Source organism: Actinomycetospora sp. 2LY8.5, assembly GCF_057180585.1.
In genome coordinates, this window is the sequence record NZ_JBXUHE010000040.1 from 12,748 (window position 1) to 32,731 (window position 19,984).

Genomic DNA, 19,984 nt, shown 5'->3' on the forward strand with positions numbered 1-19,984 from the left:
CGAGTGGGATCATCGACACCGTGCCCTCAGACCTGAGAGAAGCAATGACGAGCAATGATCGTCCGAAGCGAGGCCGTCCGCGGGACGCCTCTCTCGATAGTCGGGTACGTCAGGCCGCCATCTCGTTGTTCGCCGAGCAGGGCTGGTCTGGATTCAGCGTCGAAGGTGCGGCCAAGGCCGCCGGTGTCGCGAAGGGCTCCATCTACCTGCGCTGGTCCTCGGCCGAGCAGCTGCTCCTCGACGCAATGCGGACGAATGTCCGGTTTGTCACCGATCCGGACACCGGGGACCTGCGCGAGGACCTGCTGAACCTCGCGCATCAACTCGTCGATGCATACGCCGCCGACAATGGGCGGGCCTTCCTCCGAGTCAACCTCGAGGGCGGGGCGATCCCGGGCTTCGAGGAGTACTGGGACTTCCAGCAGGAGCAGATGAAGGTCTCACGCCAGATCCTGCGGCGGGGCGTCGATGGCGGCCAGCTCCCCGCCGGGGTGCGGGTGACCACGCTCCTCGATGCGCTTTCAGGCGGGATCCTCGTGCACTCGCTCACCGCGCCGGCACAAGTGTTGCGGTCCTCCGCCGCGACCCACAAGCTCTGCGAGGAGCTGGTTGACCTGGTGCTCGGACGGCTTCACGGAGAGCCCGCTTGACGGTGGGCTCGAGGTGTTGCTGAACGAGGTCCGTGCAGTCGGCGTCGAAGTCGGTGGAGTCTGGCCCCGCTGACCGACTGACAGGGCCGACGGCACCGTCGCAGCGACCCGCGCCGGCTGCCGCGACGAGGGTCACCAGCGTGCGGCGAGCTCCTTGTGCCGCTCGGGGAAGGTGGGATCGAGCAGCTGGCCGTGGAGCTGCTGATTGTGGCTGTGGCAGAGCTGGTGGAGGGCGAACGACGTTTGCATCGCGTTGACCCGCCCCTGGTTGTCCTGGGCGGAGTTGACCGCCTCCTTGGCCAGGCGGAGCGCAAAGAGCGGCTGCTCGGCGATCCGGCTCGCGAGCTGGAGCACGAAGTCGTCGAGCTCGGCGCGGGGCACGACGTGGTTGACCATGCCGAGCCGATGGGCGTCCGCGGCGGACAGGGAATCCGAGGTGAACAGCATCTCCTTCGCCACGCGCACGCCGACCTCGAAAGGATGGTTGAAGAACTCCGCCCCGCTGACGCCCATGGCGACCGTGTTGTCCACGAAGAGGGCGTCGTCCGAGGCGACGATCAGGTCACACGGCCATACCAGCATCAGCCCACCCGCGATCACCTTCCCGTGCACCTGGGCGATGGTCGGCTTGGGGATGTTGCGCCACCTCTCCGAGAGGCCCAGATAGATCTCCTTCTCGCGGGCCAACTGTGCTTCCGCACCGTGGCACCCGAATCCGCACCAGGTGCCCACCGTGCGGTGCTCGGCCATGGCACGCACCGGCTCATGCTCGCGCAGGTCGTGTCCTGATGAGAAGTGGGGCCCGTCCGCGGCGAGCACAATCACGCGGATCCCGTCGTCCTGGGAGGCGCGGTCGAAGGCGTCGTTGAGTTCGTAGAGCAGGTGCGTGTCCTGCGCATTGCGTGTCTCGGGACGGGCCAGCGCGATACGCGCCACACCTGGCGCGGGCTCGTCGTAGCGAATCGAGGCGGCGTCGGTCACGGGGAGGTCTCCCGGGGCGTCGGGTCGGGGTTCGTCGTGTTCGGGGTGACCTGGACGTGGGCGTCTACCCAGGTTCGCTGCAGCTCCTTCTTGCGCAGCTTGCCGGTGTCGTCCCGGGGCAGGGTCGCGACGATGTCCAGGGCGCGGGGACACTTGATCGGCGAGAGGTCGGCTCGGCAGAAGGACCACAGCTCGTCGCGCAGCGCATCTGCTGCCGCGTCGTCGGCGCACGGCTGGGTCGGTTCGATGACCGCCACCACCTGTTCGCCGAGGTCGGCGTGCGGCGCGCCGAACACCGCGGCGTCGCGCACGGCGGGGTGGGTGAGCAGATGCTGCTCGGTCTCGGCCGGGTAGACGTTCACACCGCCCGAAATGATCAGGAACGCCTTGCGGTCGGTGAGGAAGAGGAAGCCGTCCGGGTCCACGTACCCGACATCCCCGAGCGTGTTCCACCCCCGGTGTTGCGGGTCGCGGGACTCGACGGTCTTGTCCGGGTCGCCGTGATAGCTGAAGTCGCCACCTCCACCGAAGTACACGGTGCCGATCTCTCCGGGGGGCAGCTCCTCGCCTTCTCGGTCGCAGATATGGATCGTGCACCCTGCTGGCCTCCCGACCGTCCCGGGGTGCGCCAGCCACTCCCGCGAGTCGCACAGCACTAGCCCGTTGCTCTCGGTCCCCGCGTAGTACTCGTACACGATCGGGCCGAGCCACTCGATGACGCGGCGCTTCAGCCCGACGGTGATGGGTGCCGCGGAGTGGATCACGTAGCGCAGGCTCGTGACGCCGGCTCCGTCACGGACATCGGAGGGCAGGTCGATGAGCCGCTGCAGCATCGTTGGCACCATCTGGGTGTGGGTGACCCGGTAGGTCGCGATCGCTTGGAGGGCCGCTGCCGGGTCGAAGCGGTCGAGGAAGACGACCGTGCCGCCGAGCGCGTTCGCCGCCATGCAGAAGCGCACGCCCGCACCGTGATAGAGCGGGGACGTGGCGAGGTAGACCGTGGACTCGCCGAAACCGAAGTAGCGCTTAGCCGCGTAGGACACCCCGACCGGTGCGGTTTCCAGCGGTAGGCGCGACCACGGGCGCACGACGCCCTTGGGGCGACCGGTCGTCCCAGAGGAATAGAGCATGTCAGCGCCCGCGACCCGCCCGGCCGGCGCGGGCTCGAGCGGGCGGCCGTCCACGGCCGGCTCGTAGCGTTCGTGGCCGTCGAGGTCGGTGCCGATGATGAGCCTCAGCCGTACGGCCGGCGTGCGTCCGACGACCTCAGCGGCCACGTCGGCCATCGCGGCGGAGGTGATCACCGCGCGGGCGCCGGCGTCGTCGACGATGTAGGCGACCTCGCCCGCGGTCAGCTTCGTCGAGCAGGTCGTGTACACCAGCCCGGCGTAGTGGCAGCCCCACACCACCTCGAGGAAGCGGACGTGGTTCTCCAAGAGGATCACCACGTGATCACCAGGCACGAATCCTCGCTCGGCCAGGAACTCGGCCAGGCGACGCGCTTGAGCGTCGAGCTCGGCAAAGGTCTGCACAGCGCCGGTGGCTGCCGAGATGACAGCCGGGCGGCTCGGCGCTTCGGCCGCGAACCGGCCGGGATAACGCTCGACGGGCACGCGCTTCCCCTTCTCCTGCGACGCCGTAGGGCCTGGACCGTGAGATTATATGTACGATCTCCGTCCTGCAATATCGGCAAGCATGGTGTCAGAGTCCTGCTGCTGGTTCTTTCAGCGACGAAGGGCGAGGGCATATAGTGCCTCGAGGAGGCGACAGCCGAGGAGGCGAACCGTGCTGGACCCGATGCCGCGGCGGCTCTACGACGACGACCACGAGACGTTCCGCGCTACTGTCCGCGAGTTCGTCCGGAGGGAGGTCGTGCCGCACGCGGAGGCGTGGGAGGACCAAGGGGTCATTCCGCGATCGTTCTGGAAGGCGGCCGGCGCGATCGGGCTCCTGGGACTCGCGGTCCCGGAGGAGTTCGGCGGCGGCGGTGCGCCCGACATGAGGTTCGGCATGGTGCTCAACGAGGAGATCGCTCGCTGCGGCCACGCCTCGGTGGCGGTCGGGCTCTCCGTGCACAACGACCTTGTGACGCCCTATCTCGCCGAGCTCGGCACCCTCGAGCAGAAGCAACGGTGGTTACCCGGCGTATGCACCGGAGAGACGGTGCTCGCGGTGGCCATGACCGAGCCAAGCGCCGGCAGTGATCTCAGCGCCATCCGAACCACCGCCCGGCCGCACGGGGCTGACTGGGTCCTCAAGGGCACCAAGACCTTCATCTCCAACGGCACCGTCGCCGATGTCGTGGTGGTGGCAGCGAGGACGGAGAACGACTCGCGAGGTCTGTCGCTGTTCGTGGTCGAGCGAGGAACGCCGGGCTTCGAGACCGGTCGCCGGCTGGAGAAGGTCGGCCTGCACGCCCAGGACACCGCGGAACTGAGCTTCGACTCGGTCGTCGTGCCCGCCGCCAACCTGCTGGGGGAGGGAGGAAGCGGCATGCGCTACCTGCGACGCTTCCTCGTCCGCGAGCGTCTCGCGACCGCTCTCGGCGCGGTCAACCACGCCGAAAACTACCTGTCCTGGACGCTGGCCTATACCGGTGAACGAACAGCCTTCGGGCAACCGATCAACTACTTTCAGAACAGCATGTTCAAACTCGCGGAGATGGCCACCGAGATCCAGATCGCGCGGACATTCGTTGACCGCTGCGTCGAGCTACTCCTCGCTGGATCTCTCACTTCCGAACACGCGGCCATGGCGAAGTGGTGGTGCACCGAACTGCGGACCAGGGTCGTCGATCGCTGCGTTCAGCTACACGGCGGCTACGGGTACATGCGGGAATACCCCATCGCCAGGGCGTTCATGGACAGTCGAGCGGAGACCATCTACGCAGGCACGACCGAGATCATGAAAGAGATCGTCGGACGCCGTCTGGTCGACTGACTGCGCGTCTTCCTCACTGGAGGAGAGCCACAGGAGCCGAGGACAGTGTGTGATGACTCCAGCGACGTCCTCCGTGGGATGCCTCCGTCCGTGGATGGCGGTGAGACCTCCCGCCCGGTGGGCTCGGTAGGCTCCCGCCGCGCCAACGACCGCTCACGAGCCACAGCTCCCGCCCGATCAGAACTCCGAGACCCCGGCGTCCGGAGCGAGTTCGTGGGCGGTAACGAACGTCGAGTCGTCGGAGGCAAGGAACAGCACGGTCCCCGTCACATCCTCCGGCTCGATCTGCTCGACCGGGAGCATGTTGGTGAACATCGGGCCTAGGCGGGGGTCGTTCGCGATCGCCGGCTCGACGACGGCGCGCAGCTCCGGGCCCATCATCGGAGTGTTAACGCCTGTCGGGTGAACGCTATTCACACGGATATTGTGGCGCGCGAGTTCTGCGGCGAAGGCCTTCGCCATCCCGCGCACCGCGAACTTGCTGGTCGTGTAGGGCAGCAGAAACGGCGAGACTGTCAGGGCCACCGCGGAGCTGACGAGGATGACCGAACCCGCGCCGCGCTCCAGGAGGTGCGGGGCGGCGACCATCACCGTGTTCCACGTGCCGCGCACGTTGACATCGAGGGTGTCGGACAGGTTCTGCGGAGTGACCTGGTCCCATGCCCCAGGAATCGCGATGGCCGCGTTGGCGACGACGACATCCAGCCCGCCGAGCTCGCCGACTGCGTCGTCGACGGCCTTCCCTAGGGTGTCGAGGTCCCGGATGTCGGCGATCGCGGGGACCATCCGTTGCCCGGCCTTCTCCACCTGCAGCGTCGTCTCCTGTAGATCCTCCGGGGTCGGGGCGGGGTAGGCGACACCCCGCAGGGGAGCGCAGACGTCGATGCCGATGACGTCCGCGCCTTCCTTGGCTAGTCGGACAGCGTGGGCCCGCCCCTGACCGCGAGCGGCTCCAGTGATGAGCGCGACCTTGCCTGCGACACGTCCTGCCATCTGACGTCGTCCTCCTCGGGTGATCTCGATCGAGCGCGCACGGAGGCCGGGGCCATCGGCGTGCGCGGGCTGGCCGACGGGCGCGCCGTGACCGGCATCGGCCGGAGCAGCCAACGTGCTCCAAGTCACCCACCTTAAGGTGATGCGGACCGACTAGCAATGCTTCGCATCACTCGATATGACGCGCTATCAGCTAGGTGAGTACCACTGTTTACCGACCGGTGGCCGTCTGGTTATAGTTCGGATTGCGACCTGCATCACGTCAGCAGGTCCAGCGAGACCGTGGCCGGCGCGAGGAGCTCGTGTGAGCCCCGCTCGTGCCCCGGGTGAACGCGTGCCGCAGATCATGAGCCTGCCAGTGTCCCAACGGACCACCGCATCCGGAACGGAGTCCCATGTGAGCGCGATCTGCCCGGAGCTGCCCAGCTCCTGCGAGGTCCCGATCGAGGCCGCGCGGGTCGCTTCACGGGAGCCGTGCTTGTCGTGCCGGAGCGGGAGCTTCCTGCTCTCGGAGCACGACGGTATGCGGGACGCAGTGACGTACCTGCGCCTGGTCAGACCCGGTCGCTTCTTCTCTGACACGCAAGGGGGTCCTCGCGGTCGTTCGCCACCGCGGCGAGGTACTTGTCGTCCGCGTGGAAGTTGTCCCGTCCGGCGGTCGGGCTCGGCCGGTACTCGGCCAGTGGTCGGGCACCCCGCGAACGACCGGGCGCGCTCCGCGAGCGCGACGCGTTCCTCGGAGCTTCAATCCAGCTTGGTGTCGCCCCCGCGTTCACGACCGCCGGCGGGGCCGGGTGCTGGCGCCGAGACCGAGAACAAGCGTATGGGCGAGCCTTCCCGTTGAACAGGCCGGCAGCCGGGTCGGGACGGTCGTGATCGACGACGACAGGTCCGGTACTTCGGTATCGCAGCTCCGTTCGGACGTGTCGCGATCAACGCGGCCCGTCAACTGGCTGTTCTGGGGTCGCGCGTCCGGCTATCTGCTCGAATAGCGCAGGGCCGCCACTATCGAACGATGCTGAGCCAGCTCGCTGCGGCATTCGCCGCCATCGACCGCCAACGGCTCCGCTCACCAGACCGGCTATCTGCTCGGAGGCGGTGAATGAGGCTCACCGCGCGAGGTCGAACTGTCACAAGGAGGACTTATGGAGGGCAACGTCGAGCCCAATCGTTCCGTCCGCGCATGGAACGAGACTCGGTTTATGTGTTGTTGGAACCCGCACCAAGGTGTGGGGATCTATCTGCATATGGGTCGGTTCCGGAAGGATCTTGACGTCTGGTGGGTGCAGGTCGTCGCGTTCCTGCCCGGCGGCGAGCTCGCTGTCGATCGACTGTGGACCCGCGACGTCGGCGAGTACACCCTCGACGCGGGAACCCTGCGCTACCGGCTCAACGACACGGGGTGGACCGCTGACTACGACAGCGCGAGCGAGGTGACCTCGATCAAGGGGCTGGCGTCCGGACACGGAGGGAGCTCCGCGCCGATCGAAACTGTCCGATGGTCGGTGGACGCGCTTGCCTCGTCCCCGCTGTGGAACATGGCCGCCGACGCCGACCAGGCGCTGAGCTTCGCCGGTGAGCTGCACACGCAGCAGACCTTCACCACTCAGGGACGACTGGTGGTGGGTGAGCACGAGTATTCGCTCGACGGGATCGGAGTCAGCGATCATTCGACCGGTGTGCGTTCCTGGGACGGCTTCGGTAGCCACGCGTTCGTCCTGGCCGTCATGCCCAACACCGTCATCCACACGATGCGTCTCATGGCGCTCGACGACGAGCTCCTACACACCTCCGGCGCAGCGTTCCGCGGTGAGGCGAAAGAGAAGGTCAGCGGTCTGCGGCTGGAGGGTCCGCTGCTCACCGACGCCACCGGTGGGCCCGAGACGAACCAGGTCCACGTGGAGCTCGCGGACGGTACCACCACCGTTCTGGAGGTGGAGAACCTGCACGGTCTGCCCATCACGATCACCCACGAGAACAACGACAACATCAACGGCGTCGATTGGACGCTCGACGGCGACCCGATGGTGATGATCGAAGGGATCGCCCGGTTCGTCGATCAAGACGGCTCGGTCGGCTACGGCTTCTTCGAACGAAGCCATCGGCGCAGCAGGCTCCCGCAGCCCGTCCGGGGAGGCGGCGCATGAGCCCCGCGGTCCTCCACTTCGAGCACGAGCGTGCCGCCGATCACTCGCTGAGCGGTGGCAAGGGCGCCAGTCTGGGTAAGCTGACGCAAGCTGGCTTCCCGGTGCCGAGCGGGTTCGTCGTGACGACCGAGGCGTACCAAGCTTTCCTCCGCGACACCGGCCTCGACGAAAAGCTCGCCGAGCTCGCCGCGGAGCTGTCGTTCGACGACGCCGCCGAACTGGATCGAATGACCGCACAGATCCGTACGCTGGTGACGGCGCGGGAGATCCCCGAGGGCATCGCCGAACAGATCCGCCGCTGCTACACCACACTCGGCGACGATCCCTTTGTGGCGGTTCGCTCCTCGGGCGTGGACGAGGACCTCGAGGAGGCCTCCTTCGCCGGACTGCACGACACCTACCTCGACGTCCGCGGAGCCGACGCCGTGCTGTCCGCGATCAGGAGCTGCTGGGCATCGCTCTGGACAGCACGTGCCGCCCAATACCGCAGCACCAAGAAGTTCGACCACTCCGCGGGAATGGCCGTAGTAGTCCAACAGATGGTGGACGCCGAGGTCGCCGGTGTTCTGTTCACCGCGAACCCGACGACAACCGCCACCGACGAGCTCATCGTCAATGCGAGCTGGGGGCTCGGAGAGGCGGTCGTGAGCGGGTCTATCACACCCGACGAGTTCGTCCTCGCCGCGAACGACCTGCACGTCGTCGACCGCACCTTGGGGACCAAAGACGAGAAGGTGGTCCGGGACCCGCACGTCGGGACGGGCACCATCACCGTGCCCGTCCCCGACACTGACCGCGCCCGTTTCACCCTGGACGACACACAACTCGGGGAACTCGGCGAGCTGGGTCGGCGTGTCCAGGAATTCAACGACGGCTTCCCCCAGGATCTCGAGTGGGCACTGCGCGACGGGACCTTCCTTCTGCTCCAAGCCCGGCCCGTGACCGGCGTCGCCTTCTCGTGGGACGCGGAGATCGACGACTGGCAATGGCTGCCCACGGCGCCCGACGACCAGGTGTGGACGCGATCGTGGGCGGACGAGGTGTGGACCGGCGCCATCACACCATTATTCTACTCGTGCCGCGCGCGCACCTTAACCTGGACCAACGAGTACTTCCACAAGATCCTGGGAAACCCAGATCTTGCCGGTCTGCGGGTGTTCCAGTACTACAAGGGAACCGCCTACTACAACTGCTCACTGGAGAAGCAGACCGTCGCGCGGACATCGTGGCCGTCGCACCGTCCCGGGCTCCTGGCGAACATCCCGACGGCGTGGCATCAGGAAGTGCTAGACGCACCCTTCAGTCTCATGTCATACATCAAGCTCCAAGCGCGGTGCCAGTTCCTGGACAAGTCTCAGGGAATCGCAACGTGGTTCGAGACCATCTACGACTACGCCCGCAACCGCGTCGACGAGCAGGAGGGGCTGAGCGTCCAGCAGCTGGGCTGCCTATCAGACAGCGCGCTCCGGCGTTACGTGCTCGAGCGGGTGCGCTGGGAGGGACAGTACGCCACCGACATCTGGAGCGGGCTGTTCATCCACGGCAGAGACACGCTCGGGCTGCTCGCCCAGATCGTCGCGCGTTGGTACGACGGGCCCCATGAGAACGTGTTCCTGGATCTCATTACAGGAACACCCCGAGCCACGGCCACCATGATCGAATCCTACGAGCTCTGGAAACTTGCGCAAAGCATCGCGAGCTCACCGGCATTGATGGAACTGCTCCTACGCGACGACGGGGCGGAGTTCTTCACCACGGTCAGAGCCACACCTGAAGGCCGGGCATGGTTGGAGGAATACGAAGGCTTCCGGGCGAGATGGGGATTCCGTGGGATGGCCGACCGGGACATCTTCTACCCTCGTCGTTGCGAGGACCCCTCGATTGACCTCCAGGCTTTGAATGCGCTCATCACCTCGACGGTCGACCCGAAACAAAAAGAACAAGAAACCGAGAGTCGACGCTGCCTGCTCGTCGAGGAGGTAGCAGCAAATCTGCGACAGAAGCCGTGGGGATGGATCCGCGAGCAAGTGTTCCGCGGCACGCTGGACTACGTGATGAAGATGCTCATGCTCCGGGACGACCATCGTGAGATCGAGGACCGCGAGATGATGGCGATGAAGCGTGGCTTCGTTGAGGTCGGCCGACGACTCCAAGAACGTGGGCTCCTCACAGAGGACGACGCGTTCTACTTCCTCACCATGGAGGAACTGTTCGCCGTCATGGACGGTCGCGCGAACACGCGGTTGACCGCCGCGAAAGTCGCGGCGCGCCGGCGCAACGTTGAGCAAATCGAAGGGAACATCGCCGACAGCCCCCACTACCTGGCGCGCTTCCAGCGTGCCGATGCCGAGCACGGGGTCACCGACGGCGTGAACATCGCCGGCGGTCTGAAAGGCACCGGGACGAGCCAGGGTTCCGTCACGGGTACGGCTCGGGTGATCAAGCGCCTGGAGGAGATCGGGGGCCTGCGCAGCGGCGACATCATGGTGGTCAACAAGACCGACCCGGGCTGGACCCCCGCGTTCCACGTCGTCTCGGGCATCGTGTGCGAGACGGGCGGGATGCTCGCGCACGCCTCGTGCCTGGCACGGGAACTGGGCATGCCAGCGGTGCATCTGCCCCGCGCGACCAAGTTCATCCCGGACGGCGCCGTAGTCCGTATCGACGGGCAGACCGGCAGTGTGGAACTCATCGACTGAGACCGACCGGGTCCCGGGCTGTTGGCGAGCCGAGGGCACGGGGTCAGTGGCGAGTCGTGAGTGCCAGGTGATCTCGCTGGGGGAGGACCGCCACATGGCGGCCCTCCCCCAGCGGGCCGAGGCACGGCCGCGGCGCGCTTCCGTGACCGGTGGGATCAGCCCTGCTCCGGCAGGGGTCTCGGGAGGACCGTCGAGGGCTCCCACCGCACCGGCAACCGGTCGTAGCCGTGCAGGATCATGATGGGGTTGCGGGTGGGGCGATCTTTCGGGTCGAGCTCGAGTCCGGGGATTCGGCCGAACAAGCCCGCGAAGGCAACCCGGATCTCCATCCGGGCCAATGCGCTTCCCAAACAGCTATGCGGCCCCTTCCCGAACGCGAGGTGTCTGCGCAGCTCGGATCGGTCGCGATCGATCCGGAACCGGCGTGGCTCAGAGAACACGTCCTCGTCCATGTTGGCGGACGCGACAACCGCCCGGACCTTGGCTCCAGCGGGGAACGCCGTGCCGGCGAAGTCGAGGGCGTTCGCCGTCGTCCGGAACATCCCCTCGATCGGCGCCATGTGGCGCAAGACCTCCTCAACCGCACTGTCGAGCAGCTCCGGCGTCCGATCCAACTTGCGGCGTTCCTCCGGGTTGGTGCACAACAGGTACACGCCGTTCGCGATCGCGGTGGCACTGGTCTCGAACCCGGCGCCGACGAGCTGCACGACCGCGTTCACGACCTCGTCCGTGCTGAACATGCTGCCGTGGTCGTCCTGGGCCTCCATGAGGAGCGTGACCGCATCGTCGCGCTGCTGCCCGCGTTGCCGAGCCGCCCTCCGGTCGGCGACCACCTCGGCCATCAGCTCGGAAATCTCGGTCATGGCGCGACCGCCGCGCTCGACGGCATCGTCGTCCCCGCCGTGTGTGCCGAGGATCGCGAATGCCCATTCCTGCAGCCGGGGGCTAAGGTCGAGGGGCAGGCCGAGGAAATACGCCATCATTCCACTGGTCAGCGGAAGGGCGAAGTCCTGCAGCAGGTCACCCGAGCCTTTCTCCGCGAGCTCGTCGATCAGGTCGTGGACCCGGCCCGACAGCATCGGCTCGAGCGGAGCGATCGCGCGTGGGGCGAAGGCCTGCAGCGTGATACGACGCGACCTGCGGTGGGCCTCGCCGTCGGACCAGACGAGCATGCCGCCCCCCGGGGGAGGCGCCATGCGCTCGGGCCCCGAGCCCTCGATGTTGAGGAACTCCTCCGGCTTCCTCAAGCACGACTCCACGTCGCGGTACTTCAGTAACGAGTACATCTCATCGACCCGCCCGGAGACGAAAGGATTGTCGTTGATCTCCCGGAGCTGCTGGTCGGAGAACCTGTGGTGATGGACTGGGCAGCGCCCCCGGAGCTCCGCGAAGTGATCCTCCACGGAAGGCTTCACCAGCGGGGAACACGGATCGTACCGGACGGTCGGGTCACCCTCGAGAGAGGTCATCGGATAGGCCTCGCATTCGTCAGGGGACGAGCTCGCGGCTCGCCATCGTGATATGGGACACACGGCGCTGCGAGGTTATCGTGCCGAAGGGCGGTCAGCAATCGAGTCGACGGGGAGGGTTGCCAGTCCTGCGGTCGACCCCGGCGCTCGTGGGTCCACCACCTCCGGCCGGACGACTCGCCAGCGTTGGACATGCGGTTTAGTGTGCACCGCCAAGGCGCTTAGGCTCTGCCTCGCCATCCCGCATGCGCTGCGCCGCTGCGATTTCGGCCAACGGGTTGCTGTATTTACCTTTGCAGCTCGGATACGATATTGCCTGCGGGTGAACCCCTCGCGCCCAGCTCTGCTATCTTGAGCACTGTGATGGGCGACCTTCGGGGGTGGGCCGGTGTGACGTCCTGGGCGGCAACGCGGTCTCCGCCGTTGCGGTTGCGGTGGTCTCTGCTCGCGAGGTTGGGCCGGTCGCGAGCGAGTCGGGAGGCCGCGCCGTGGGGGTCTTGCTCTTGTCCGTGGCCATGAAAAGCCCCGGTGTTGGCCAGGTAGAGGTCCCCGCGGGTGGCCCGAGTAGGGAGTCGCGTTCCCTCGTCGTGTCGTGCCGACGGTGGGGCCCTCAGGCGGTGATCAGATCACCGGAACCGACACCACCGAGGCGGCGGTGGTGAGCAGCTACCCCTGACCTCCACTCTCGCTGCCAACTTGCAGGCCCAGTTGCGAGCTCACGACACCACCCTGGCCGAGCGTCTACGGTGACCGGCGCGACGACCGAGCACCGGATCGACGAGCTCGCCAGGCCGCCGGCGCCACGGTGCGCGACGTCCGCACCTACCGGGAGCGCGGGCCGCCCCCGGCACGCGGCGCGATGGGCGTGTCGCGATTCCTTGCCTGGCCACCGAGCTCCAGCAGCCCGTCGATGCCACCGCTCGTGGCCCCGTGAAGGTAATGACCGAGCACCTTCTCGCCGGCCGAGACGCAGGATCGCTGCCGACGCCTGAGGAGATCCCGACGGTCGTCGACTTCGCGTCCCGCATTCGCCCTGTGGCGACCGAAGCGGCCCACGCCGCTCTCGAGGCGGCTCTTGATAGGCACCTCGACGCCACTCTCGGTGAGTACGCCCGTCGCATCGCGCCGCATCCGGGTGTCGCGGAGGCTGACGTTCCCCCCGGTTGACCGGCTGCTAGGGGGCGGCGGCGTGGCGCAGGGGGGTGTCTGAAATGTTCGGCGCTGGGGCCAACCTCCGGTGGCGAGGGAGTGGAGAGCGGGCAACGCCGTGATCATTAGAGACGGGTTTTCGCAGGCGCGACCGCTGGTTCTGTGCTCCGCTGTCAGGAGCGCGACCGTCGGTCGGCGGCCGTCTTGACGGCGTACTCGAGGGCATCGAGGTTGTCCCGCAGGACGGCGAAGGCGCTGTCGGGGTCGGTGGGGGCGATCGTGTGTGGCGACTGCGCGACCACGGCGACTGCGAGGTCGGCGACTTCGTCACCGACCGTCTGGGCGGTGTCCCGGCCGCTGGGGTTGAACCACCAGGCGACCCAGTTGAGCATGCCCAGGATGCTGAGCGAGGCGACCCTCGGGTCGACCTCCTGACGGAACAGTCCGCTGCGCTGGCCGGCGGCGACGGCGAGGACGATCTCGTCGAGGACGGCCTTCTTGCCTTCTCGGTGTTCGCCGGAGAGGTTGTCGGGGAGGTTGGCCTCGGACCGTACCGCGAGCAGGAAGCTGTGGGGGTTCTCGGCGCGGTGGGTCGCGATCGCCCGGGCGATCGCGCGGAGCCTCCCTCTCGCGTCGAGGTCGGTCCGCGCGTTGATGGCTCGGAGCTCCGAGGTGGGAGAGCGCGTGATGTCGGTGACGAGGTGCTCGAAGAGCTCTTCTTTGCTCTTGACGTAGTGGTAGAGCCCTTGGCGGCTGAACCCGCATGCCTTGGCGACGTCACCGAGGCTCGTCCCCGCGAAACCACGCTCGGCGAATAGGCGCGCGGCCTGCGTGTAGATCTCCGACATGACGAGTCCGCGGCGAGCCGAGGACTGTCCTGTGTCGGTGTCGCCGTCGGTGCTCACCGGGCGACCGTACCCGTCGCGGTCATGCCGTTCCGTGGCGGCGGACGGCGCGATGAGGTGGGGAACGTTGGGCTAGTCGTCGTCACGTCGGGGTGGGGTCAGCTCGACGCGGCTCCGCAACCAGGTGCGGATCTCTTGCCCGGCGAGGTCGGTGCCGGTGGGTTCACCGGGGGAGACGGCTCCGCCGAAGTGTGTGCCGCGCACCCGGAGGTGGGTCAGGTCGGGCGCGCCGAGGGCGCCAACCATCTCCTTGCTGACGGTGGGGAACGCCGCCTGGTCCCCGGTCAGTTCCAGGAACAGGGTCGGGACGACGACGCCGGGGGCGCAGCGGACGAAGTCGGCCCGTGTGCTCAGGGCCGACCAGGTGGAGAGCCAGGCCTCGGGGGTGCTGAGGCGTCCGAAGCCGACCAGGCCGTAGTTGATGAGGTCCGGTCGGCGGCCGAAGACCGATCCGTACGGTCGCTCGTTGGCGTCCAGGGAGAGGTCGACCGTGCGGGGGTCGGCGTCGGTGCGGAAGACCGTGATGATCCTCGGAGCGAGTGCGCGCCGGCGGTCGGCGACGTCCCCGGTCCGCTTGGACGCGGCCCGCGCCTCGCCGGCGCGTGCGACGTGCTCGCGCGCGACGGCGTCGAGGCGGGCGACCCGTTCGCGCTGCGCGTCGCGGTAGCGGACGAGGAAGTCGGCGCTGTATGTCGCGCTCGTCGGCGGTTCGGCGAACCCGTTGGCCGGGTCATAGGCGTCCAGCTCGGGTACCACCGAGAGGGGGTCGCCCTCGTCGGCCACGGAGGGGTCGATGCACCCGAGGAGCAGCCGGCCCTGGCCGGGGTGCGGTGCCAGGAAGATCAGTGCGTCCGCCGGCGGCATCACCGCATCGGCGAAGCCGGTGGGGCGACCGCCGGGGGACTTCGTATCACGTCGGTCGGGCGCGCTGGCTGCCTGCTCCTGATAGAACGCGAAGAGCGTGCCGCCTCCAGAGTGACCGAGCAGGACGACAGTCCCGTAACCGCGGTCGCGGAGGAACGCCTGCCCGGCGGCGACGTCGAGCAGCGCCTGTTCGTGCAGGAGCGCGAGGTCGTTGTTGACCGAACGGGTGTGTTGCGTCCACACGTCCACCCCGGCGCGCAGCAGGCCCGGAACGAGCGTGTGGTGGGTGAAGTCCTGCCGCGGGTGCATCAGGCAGACCACGGCGCGAGCGCCGGGGACCCGGTGGAGCACGCCGTGCACGGTCGCACCGTCAGCGGTGCTGATCTCGTGGACGGTCGTGCCGGTGGCTCGTGGCCGGTCGCCGGCGACGACGTGGCGGCCGTCGCCGAGCCGCTCGGTCGTGCTCGTGCTCATGACGGTTCGATCCGCAGGGCGTGCTTGTCGTGCTGCACGATCCGTCCCCCGGAGACACCGGCGACGACGCTGTACCAGACGGCGTGCCGGCAGCTGGTCGCGTGCCGATCGATCAGCAGCGTGCCGTCGGCGACGATCTCGAAGTACGGGCCCACCCGCCCGACCGTGACCGAGGGGTCCAGGCCGGCCACCTTGGGCATCGAGGTGTTCTCGGGGACGTCGAGCACGTAGAGGGTCGTCACGCCTGTACCTCCTGCTCCTGGGATTGCTCCCACGCGGCCGCGCGCTCGACGATCAGCTCGGCCTTACGGCCGAGCAGCGTCCCGAGGCTCGGGTCGTCCTCCTCGCCGAGGACGTCGAGCAGCGCATCGATCGTGAGGTTGGCGTCGAGGTCCTCCTGCGGCGTGACCGGTCGCAATGCCCGCGTCAGCTCGATCATGTAGCCGTTGGGGTCGTGGGTGTAGATCGACTCGATGGTCTCGTGGCGAACCTGCATCTCGACCGGCCACGAGCTCTCGTCGAGGCGTCGGCGGTACTCGAGGAGGTCCGCCTCGGAGTCGACGTGGATCGCGAGGTGTCGCGAGTTGGCGAAGAACTCCGGAGTGCCCTCGGGCAGGCGGGCCCAGGCGTCCCCCCGGGCGCCCTGGTCGCCGACGGGGCGGTGCCCGAAGTAGTAGAAGAACGCGATCCGGTCGTCGTTGCCGATGTCGAAGAAGAAGTGGATGAAGTCGGGGTGGTCCTCGAAGCCCCATCCGGCGGCGCAGATCGAGTGGACGACCGGGAACTTCAGCGTGTCGCGGTAGAAGCGCACCGTGGCGACGGGATCGAAGGTCGGGAACGCGGCGTGGTCCACCCCGCGTACCCGATGCTCGCTCTGGGTCATGACACGTCCCCTTCTCGTCGGCATGGCCTCGACGTCGGTGTCAAAGTTACGACGCCAGAGACTGCTTTTCAACGTGTGTGACGAGTTTGTTGACTAGAATGCTGGTGACCGGTATCTCTTTGCGACATGGCAGGCAGACGGGTGGCCGTGATCGGTGGGGGCCCCGGCGGACTGTTCGCAGCGCGACTGATCGCGTTGCGGCAGCCGTCGTGGGAGGTCGTGGTCTACGAGCGCCTTCCCCCGCTCGAGACCTTCGGCTTCGGGGTGGGGCTCAGCGGTGGGACGCTGCGCTCGCTCCGGGCGGCTGACCGGGACGTGCACGCCGACGTGCTGGCCGCGGCCCACAGCTACTCGACGGCCCGGTTCCGTCTGCCGACCGGGGACGTGGAGATCCCCGGGTTCCACAGTGGCGTCGCGATCGGTCGTGCACGCCTGCTGCGCGATCTGCATCGCCGCGCCGTCGAGGCCGGCGTCGAGGTCCGTGTGGGCACGTCGGTCAACGTCGAGGAGATCGCCGCCGCGGCCGATCTGGTCGTGGCCGCCGACGGGGTGTCGAGTGCGAGCCGTCAGAGCTTCGCCCGTGAGCTCGGGGCGCGGGTCTCGCAGGGGCGGGGCCTGTTCATCTGGTGTGGCAGCGAGGCGCTGCTCGACGGCATGGTCTTCGAGCCGGTGACGACCGACGATGGCCTGTTCGTCGCCCACGCCTACCCCTATGGACCGGACCGGTCGACGTGGGTGGTCGAGACCGACGAGGAGAGCTGGCGCCGCGCCGGGTTCGACACCTCCGAGGTCTCGACCCACGGCACCGACCAGCGGGCGATCGAGTACCTGTCGGCGGCTTTCGCCGACGCTCTCGGTGGACGGCCCCTGATCGGGAACAAGTCCCAGTGGGCGCTGTTCCGCACGGTGACGTGCGAGCGGTGGTCGCACGGCAACGTCGTGTTGCTCGGGGACGCGGCCGCCAACGCGCACCCCTCCGTCGGGTCGGGCACCAAGCTGGCCATGGAGAGCGCCATCGCCCTGGACGAGGCCATCGCCGCGGAGCCGACCTTCGCGGCGGCCGCGGCGGCCTACGAGGCCCGGCGCCGCCCGCAGGTCGAGACGTTCCAGGACCGGGCACGCCGCAGCCAGCTCTGGTGGGAGTCGCTGGGCAGCCGTCTGCACCTCAGCCCGGAGCGCCTGGCGATCGCCTTCCTCACCCGGGCCGGGGTGGTGTCCGTCGACGCGCTGGCGAGTTCGGCGCCGTCGCTGGTCCGGTCCGCGGTGGCGCAGTGCGCCGACGTCGCGTCGGAGGATCTCCCACTGGTTGGGCTCTCCCGCTGGCTGGTCGAGCGCGCGACGGCGACACCTGTGGAGACCCAGCTCCCCGGCGACTGCGCCGACCCCTGGGGCGACGAGGCGACCGAGATCGTGGAGAAGGCCTGCTCGCTGCGGGCCTCGGGCAGCGGCGAGGTGGAGCTCGTCGGGGCCGACTCTCGCGGCGCCCTGCTCGACCGGCTCGCCCTCGCCGAGCGCGTCCGCACCGAGACCGGCCTCGGTGTCCACGTGGCCGCGCGGCCCGAGCGCCTCGACGACGTCGCCGACGCCCTCGTCTCGGGGCGGCTCGACACCACCTCCGTCCTCACGCCGTAGAACCAGCGGTCCGCCACCGGATCACTTTCCTCATCGTGGAGTTGCCATGAAACTGTCGACCTGGCGCGACGTCGTCGTCCGGCACCCGGACGACCGCGTCGAGCGGTACCGGGCGGACGGCCTGTGGGCCGGTGCCACCATCGGGACCGAATTGCACCGCGTCGCTATCGCGCGCCCCGACGACCTGGCCCTTGCAGGACCTGAGCAGGCGCTCACCTGGGCGGAGCTCGACAGCCGGACCGACCGGATTGCGGCGGGCCTGCTGCGCGGGCACCACCTCCGGCCGGGCGACGCCGTCCTGCTGCAGCTCGACAACTCGGTCGGGACGGTCCTGGCCTGGTACGGGCTCATCAAGGCCGCGCTCATCCCCGTGGCCACGCTCAGCGTGCACCGCGGACACGAGATCCGCGAGATCGCCGCCATCACTCGGGCACGGGGCCACGTCGTCGACGCGACCACGAAGTTCGATCTCGTGGAGTTCGCCGAACGTCTGGCCGGCGAGGCGGCCAAGGACGCCGAGGACGCCGAGGACGCCGAGGACCGCCGCGTGGTCTTGACCGTCGGCGCTGCCGCCGGATCGCGCCCGCCGCGTCTCGAGGATGTCGGGCGGGACATCGCTCCCGAGGACGCGCGCGCCATCGTGGAGGCGACACAGCGCGCTGTCGATGACGAGGACGTCGCGGTCTTCCAGCTGTCCGGGGGGACCACGGGGACCCCCAAGGTGATCCCTCGTCTGCACGGCGAGTACTGGTACAACGCCCTCGCCTATGCCCAGCGCCAACGGTGGGCCCCGAGCACACGGGTCACCCACTTCGGCCCCCTGGTCCACAATGCCGGCATCGTCTGCGCCCTGCACAGCGTCCACGCCGTCGGCGGTGCCTTCGTCGTCGCCAACGCCGACCCGGACGCACTCCTCCCGGCGATGGCCCGGTACGGCGTCACCGACCTGGTCCTTTTTCCCGGCCTCGTGCCCGAGTTGCGCCGCCACCCCCGCTTCCGTGACGCCATGGCAGCCGTTCGGCAGGTGACCTTCACCATCGCGCCGGTCACCCAGGAGCTGTTCAGTGAGTTCGAAGGCCTCGGCGTTCACGTGATGGGGCTCTACGGCATGGGTGAAGGGCAGTGCACCGTCACCTCGCCGGACGACCCGCCCGAGGTGCGCCGGCGATCGGTCGGCCACGAGCTCTCCGCCCTCGACGAGATCCGCATCGTCGAACCGGGAAGCGACACCCCGGTCGCGGTCGGCGAGGTCGGAGAGCTCTGCTGTCGCGGCCCTTACACCATCCGCGGCTACCTCGACGAGCCCGTACGCAACCGCGAGGCGTTCTCCCCGGACGGCTTCTACCGCACCGGCGACCTTCTGCGCGAGCAGGACATCGACGGCGTCCGCTGCTTCACCTACGAGGGACGGACCAAGGACCTGATCAGTCGGGGCGGGGAGAAGATCGCCTCGTCCGAGGTTGAGTCGCTGGTCGCGGAGATGCCGGGAATCCGCCGGGTCGCCCTCGTTCCCGTCCCCGACGAACGGCTTGGCGAGCGCGCCTGCGTCTGCGTCGAGCCCACCGGAGCCACGCTCGATCTTGAGCTGGCTGACGTCCAGCGGTTCCTGGAGCAGCGTGAGGTCGCCCGCTTCAAGTGGCCCGAACACCTCGAGATCATCGCCGAGCTCCCGCTGACGCCTATCGGGAAGATTGACAAGAAGCAACTCGTCGCGGAGGTGTCGAGCCGCGCCGCCCGGCCGTCGACGTCCGACGAGCCCGGGCTCGTCGCGGCTCCTGCGGCGCACCCCTGACGGAGCGGCGAGCCGAGCAGTGACGGTGTCGGCGCGACGTCAGGAGTCGAGGAACGCCGTGAGCGCACACGACCACCAGGACGACGCTCCCGCCGACCACCAACGGGCGGCCCTGCCTATCTTGATCACCTCGGTGCCGAGATTGGGCGGCAACCTGCCGGCGGTGGGCGCTGCGAGCCCATCGCGGCGCGCTCCACACCCTCGACGAGGCCGCGGTACCCGCCGAGTCCATCGACACCCCGGCCGACATCTGCGCCGACCTCCAGTACGCGGCCCGCGAAGTGATCCAGTAATTCGAGGTCGACACGGGCGCGAGCCGACCGCGCCACGTCGGCTTCCCGGACGTCGTCCGGTGCTGGGAGCCCGCTCCGCGCCCGTGAGTTCCCGCGGCTCCGACCTCGGCGCC

Annotated in this window: 15 protein-coding genes; 7 read left to right on the forward strand and 8 right to left on the reverse strand. The window is 68.4% G+C overall.

The window, feature by feature from the left end:
• The first annotated feature begins 20 nt into the window (after window positions 1-20).
• Window positions 21-650: a TetR-like C-terminal domain-containing protein gene (locus tag AC2A1K_RS29155; RefSeq protein ID WP_483899848.1), complete on the forward strand. Its 630-nt coding sequence runs from the start codon at window positions 21-23 to the stop codon at window positions 648-650.
• Window positions 651-782: 132 nt separating this feature from the next.
• Here AC2A1K_RS29155 and AC2A1K_RS29160 read toward each other — a convergent pair whose 3' ends face one another.
• Window positions 783-1,631 carry an enoyl-CoA hydratase gene (locus tag AC2A1K_RS29160; protein ID WP_483899849.1) on the reverse strand — a complete coding sequence of 283 codons (849 nt, stop codon included), beginning with the start codon at window positions 1,629-1,631 and terminating at the stop codon, window positions 783-785.
• A complete protein-coding gene (locus AC2A1K_RS29165; protein WP_483899850.1) occupies window positions 1,628-3,244 on the reverse strand; it encodes an AMP-binding protein in 1,617 nt (538 codons plus the stop codon). The genes AC2A1K_RS29160 and AC2A1K_RS29165 overlap by 4 nt, the downstream gene beginning before the upstream one ends.
• Before the next feature lie 172 nt (window positions 3,245-3,416).
• Between AC2A1K_RS29165 and AC2A1K_RS29170 the strand changes: the two genes are divergently transcribed.
• On the forward strand, window positions 3,417-4,571 hold the full coding sequence (locus AC2A1K_RS29170; RefSeq protein WP_483899851.1) for an acyl-CoA dehydrogenase family protein: 1,155 nt from the start codon (window positions 3,417-3,419) through the stop codon (window positions 4,569-4,571).
• 177 nt (window positions 4,572-4,748) lie between these two features.
• Here the strand turns inward: AC2A1K_RS29170 and AC2A1K_RS29175 are convergent, their stop codons facing one another.
• A complete protein-coding gene (locus tag AC2A1K_RS29175; RefSeq protein ID WP_483899852.1) occupies window positions 4,749-5,693 on the reverse strand; it encodes a mycofactocin-coupled SDR family oxidoreductase in 945 nt (314 codons plus the stop codon).
• A 1,016-nt stretch (window positions 5,694-6,709) separates the two neighbouring features.
• Here AC2A1K_RS29175 and AC2A1K_RS29180 point away from each other — a divergent pair.
• Together AC2A1K_RS29180 and AC2A1K_RS29185 are read left to right on the forward strand one after the other, a co-directional pair.
• On the forward strand, window positions 6,710-7,711 hold the full coding sequence (locus AC2A1K_RS29180; protein ID WP_483899853.1) for a hypothetical protein: 1,002 nt from the start codon (window positions 6,710-6,712) through the stop codon (window positions 7,709-7,711).
• Window positions 7,708-10,410 carry a PEP/pyruvate-binding domain-containing protein gene (locus tag AC2A1K_RS29185; RefSeq protein ID WP_483899854.1) on the forward strand — a complete coding sequence of 901 codons (2,703 nt, stop codon included), beginning with the start codon at window positions 7,708-7,710 and terminating at the stop codon, window positions 10,408-10,410. The genes AC2A1K_RS29180 and AC2A1K_RS29185 overlap by 4 nt, the downstream gene beginning before the upstream one ends.
• A gap of 155 nt (window positions 10,411-10,565) precedes the next feature.
• Here AC2A1K_RS29185 and AC2A1K_RS29190 read toward each other — a convergent pair whose 3' ends face one another.
• Window positions 10,566-11,813: a cytochrome P450 gene (locus AC2A1K_RS29190; RefSeq protein ID WP_483899855.1), complete on the reverse strand. Its 1,248-nt coding sequence runs from the start codon at window positions 11,811-11,813 to the stop codon at window positions 10,566-10,568.
• A gap of 996 nt (window positions 11,814-12,809) precedes the next feature.
• On the opposite strand from AC2A1K_RS29190, the gene AC2A1K_RS29195 reads away from it, so the two are divergent.
• On the forward strand, window positions 12,810-13,046 hold the full coding sequence (locus AC2A1K_RS29195) for a hypothetical protein (protein WP_483899856.1): 237 nt from the start codon (window positions 12,810-12,812) through the stop codon (window positions 13,044-13,046).
• 155 nt (window positions 13,047-13,201) lie between these two features.
• On the opposite strand, the gene AC2A1K_RS29200 is transcribed toward AC2A1K_RS29195, so the two are convergent.
• From AC2A1K_RS29200 to AC2A1K_RS29215, 4 genes are all read right to left on the reverse strand, one after another.
• Window positions 13,202-13,933, reverse strand: a complete 732-nt coding sequence (locus AC2A1K_RS29200; RefSeq protein ID WP_483899857.1) for a TetR/AcrR family transcriptional regulator — start codon at window positions 13,931-13,933, stop codon at window positions 13,202-13,204.
• A 72-nt stretch (window positions 13,934-14,005) separates the two neighbouring features.
• Entirely contained in the window at window positions 14,006-15,271 is a 1,266-nt protein-coding gene (locus AC2A1K_RS29205; RefSeq protein WP_483899858.1) for an alpha/beta fold hydrolase, read from the reverse strand.
• The gene (locus AC2A1K_RS29210; protein WP_483899859.1) at window positions 15,268-15,513 is read right to left on the reverse strand and encodes a hypothetical protein; all 246 of its coding nucleotides are present in this window, start codon (window positions 15,511-15,513) and stop codon (window positions 15,268-15,270) included. Before AC2A1K_RS29210 ends, AC2A1K_RS29205 begins: the two co-directional genes overlap by 4 nt.
• Window positions 15,510-16,154, reverse strand: coding sequence for a VOC family protein (locus tag AC2A1K_RS29215; protein WP_483899860.1), 645 nt, complete (start codon window positions 16,152-16,154; stop codon window positions 15,510-15,512). The genes AC2A1K_RS29210 and AC2A1K_RS29215 overlap by 4 nt, the downstream gene beginning before the upstream one ends.
• Window positions 16,155-16,280: 126 nt before the next feature.
• Here AC2A1K_RS29215 and AC2A1K_RS29220 point away from each other — a divergent pair, with 126 nt between their 5' ends.
• Complete coding sequence (locus AC2A1K_RS29220) at window positions 16,281-17,786, forward strand: FAD-dependent monooxygenase (RefSeq protein WP_483899861.1); 1,506 nt, start codon at window positions 16,281-16,283, stop codon at window positions 17,784-17,786.
• A 46-nt stretch (window positions 17,787-17,832) separates the two neighbouring features.
• Window positions 17,833-19,578, forward strand: a complete 1,746-nt coding sequence (locus AC2A1K_RS29225) for an AMP-binding protein (protein ID WP_483899862.1) — start codon at window positions 17,833-17,835, stop codon at window positions 19,576-19,578.
• Window positions 19,579-19,984 lie beyond the last annotated feature (406 nt).

Coding starts and splice junctions, on each gene's coding strand:
- AC2A1K_RS29180 (WP_483899853.1), top strand. CDS start 6,710: ATGGAGGGCAACGTCGAGCCCAATCGTTCCGTCCGCGCATGGAACGAG.
- AC2A1K_RS29215 (WP_483899860.1), bottom strand. CDS start 16,154: ATGACCCAGAGCGAGCATCGGGTACGCGGGGTGGACCACGCCGCGTTC.
- AC2A1K_RS29205 (WP_483899858.1), bottom strand. CDS start 15,271: ATGAGCACGAGCACGACCGAGCGGCTCGGCGACGGCCGCCACGTCGTC.
- AC2A1K_RS29225 (WP_483899862.1), top strand. CDS start 17,833: ATGAAACTGTCGACCTGGCGCGACGTCGTCGTCCGGCACCCGGACGAC.
- AC2A1K_RS29220 (WP_483899861.1), top strand. CDS start 16,281: ATGGCAGGCAGACGGGTGGCCGTGATCGGTGGGGGCCCCGGCGGACTG.
- AC2A1K_RS29185 (WP_483899854.1), top strand. CDS start 7,708: ATGAGCCCCGCGGTCCTCCACTTCGAGCACGAGCGTGCCGCCGATCAC.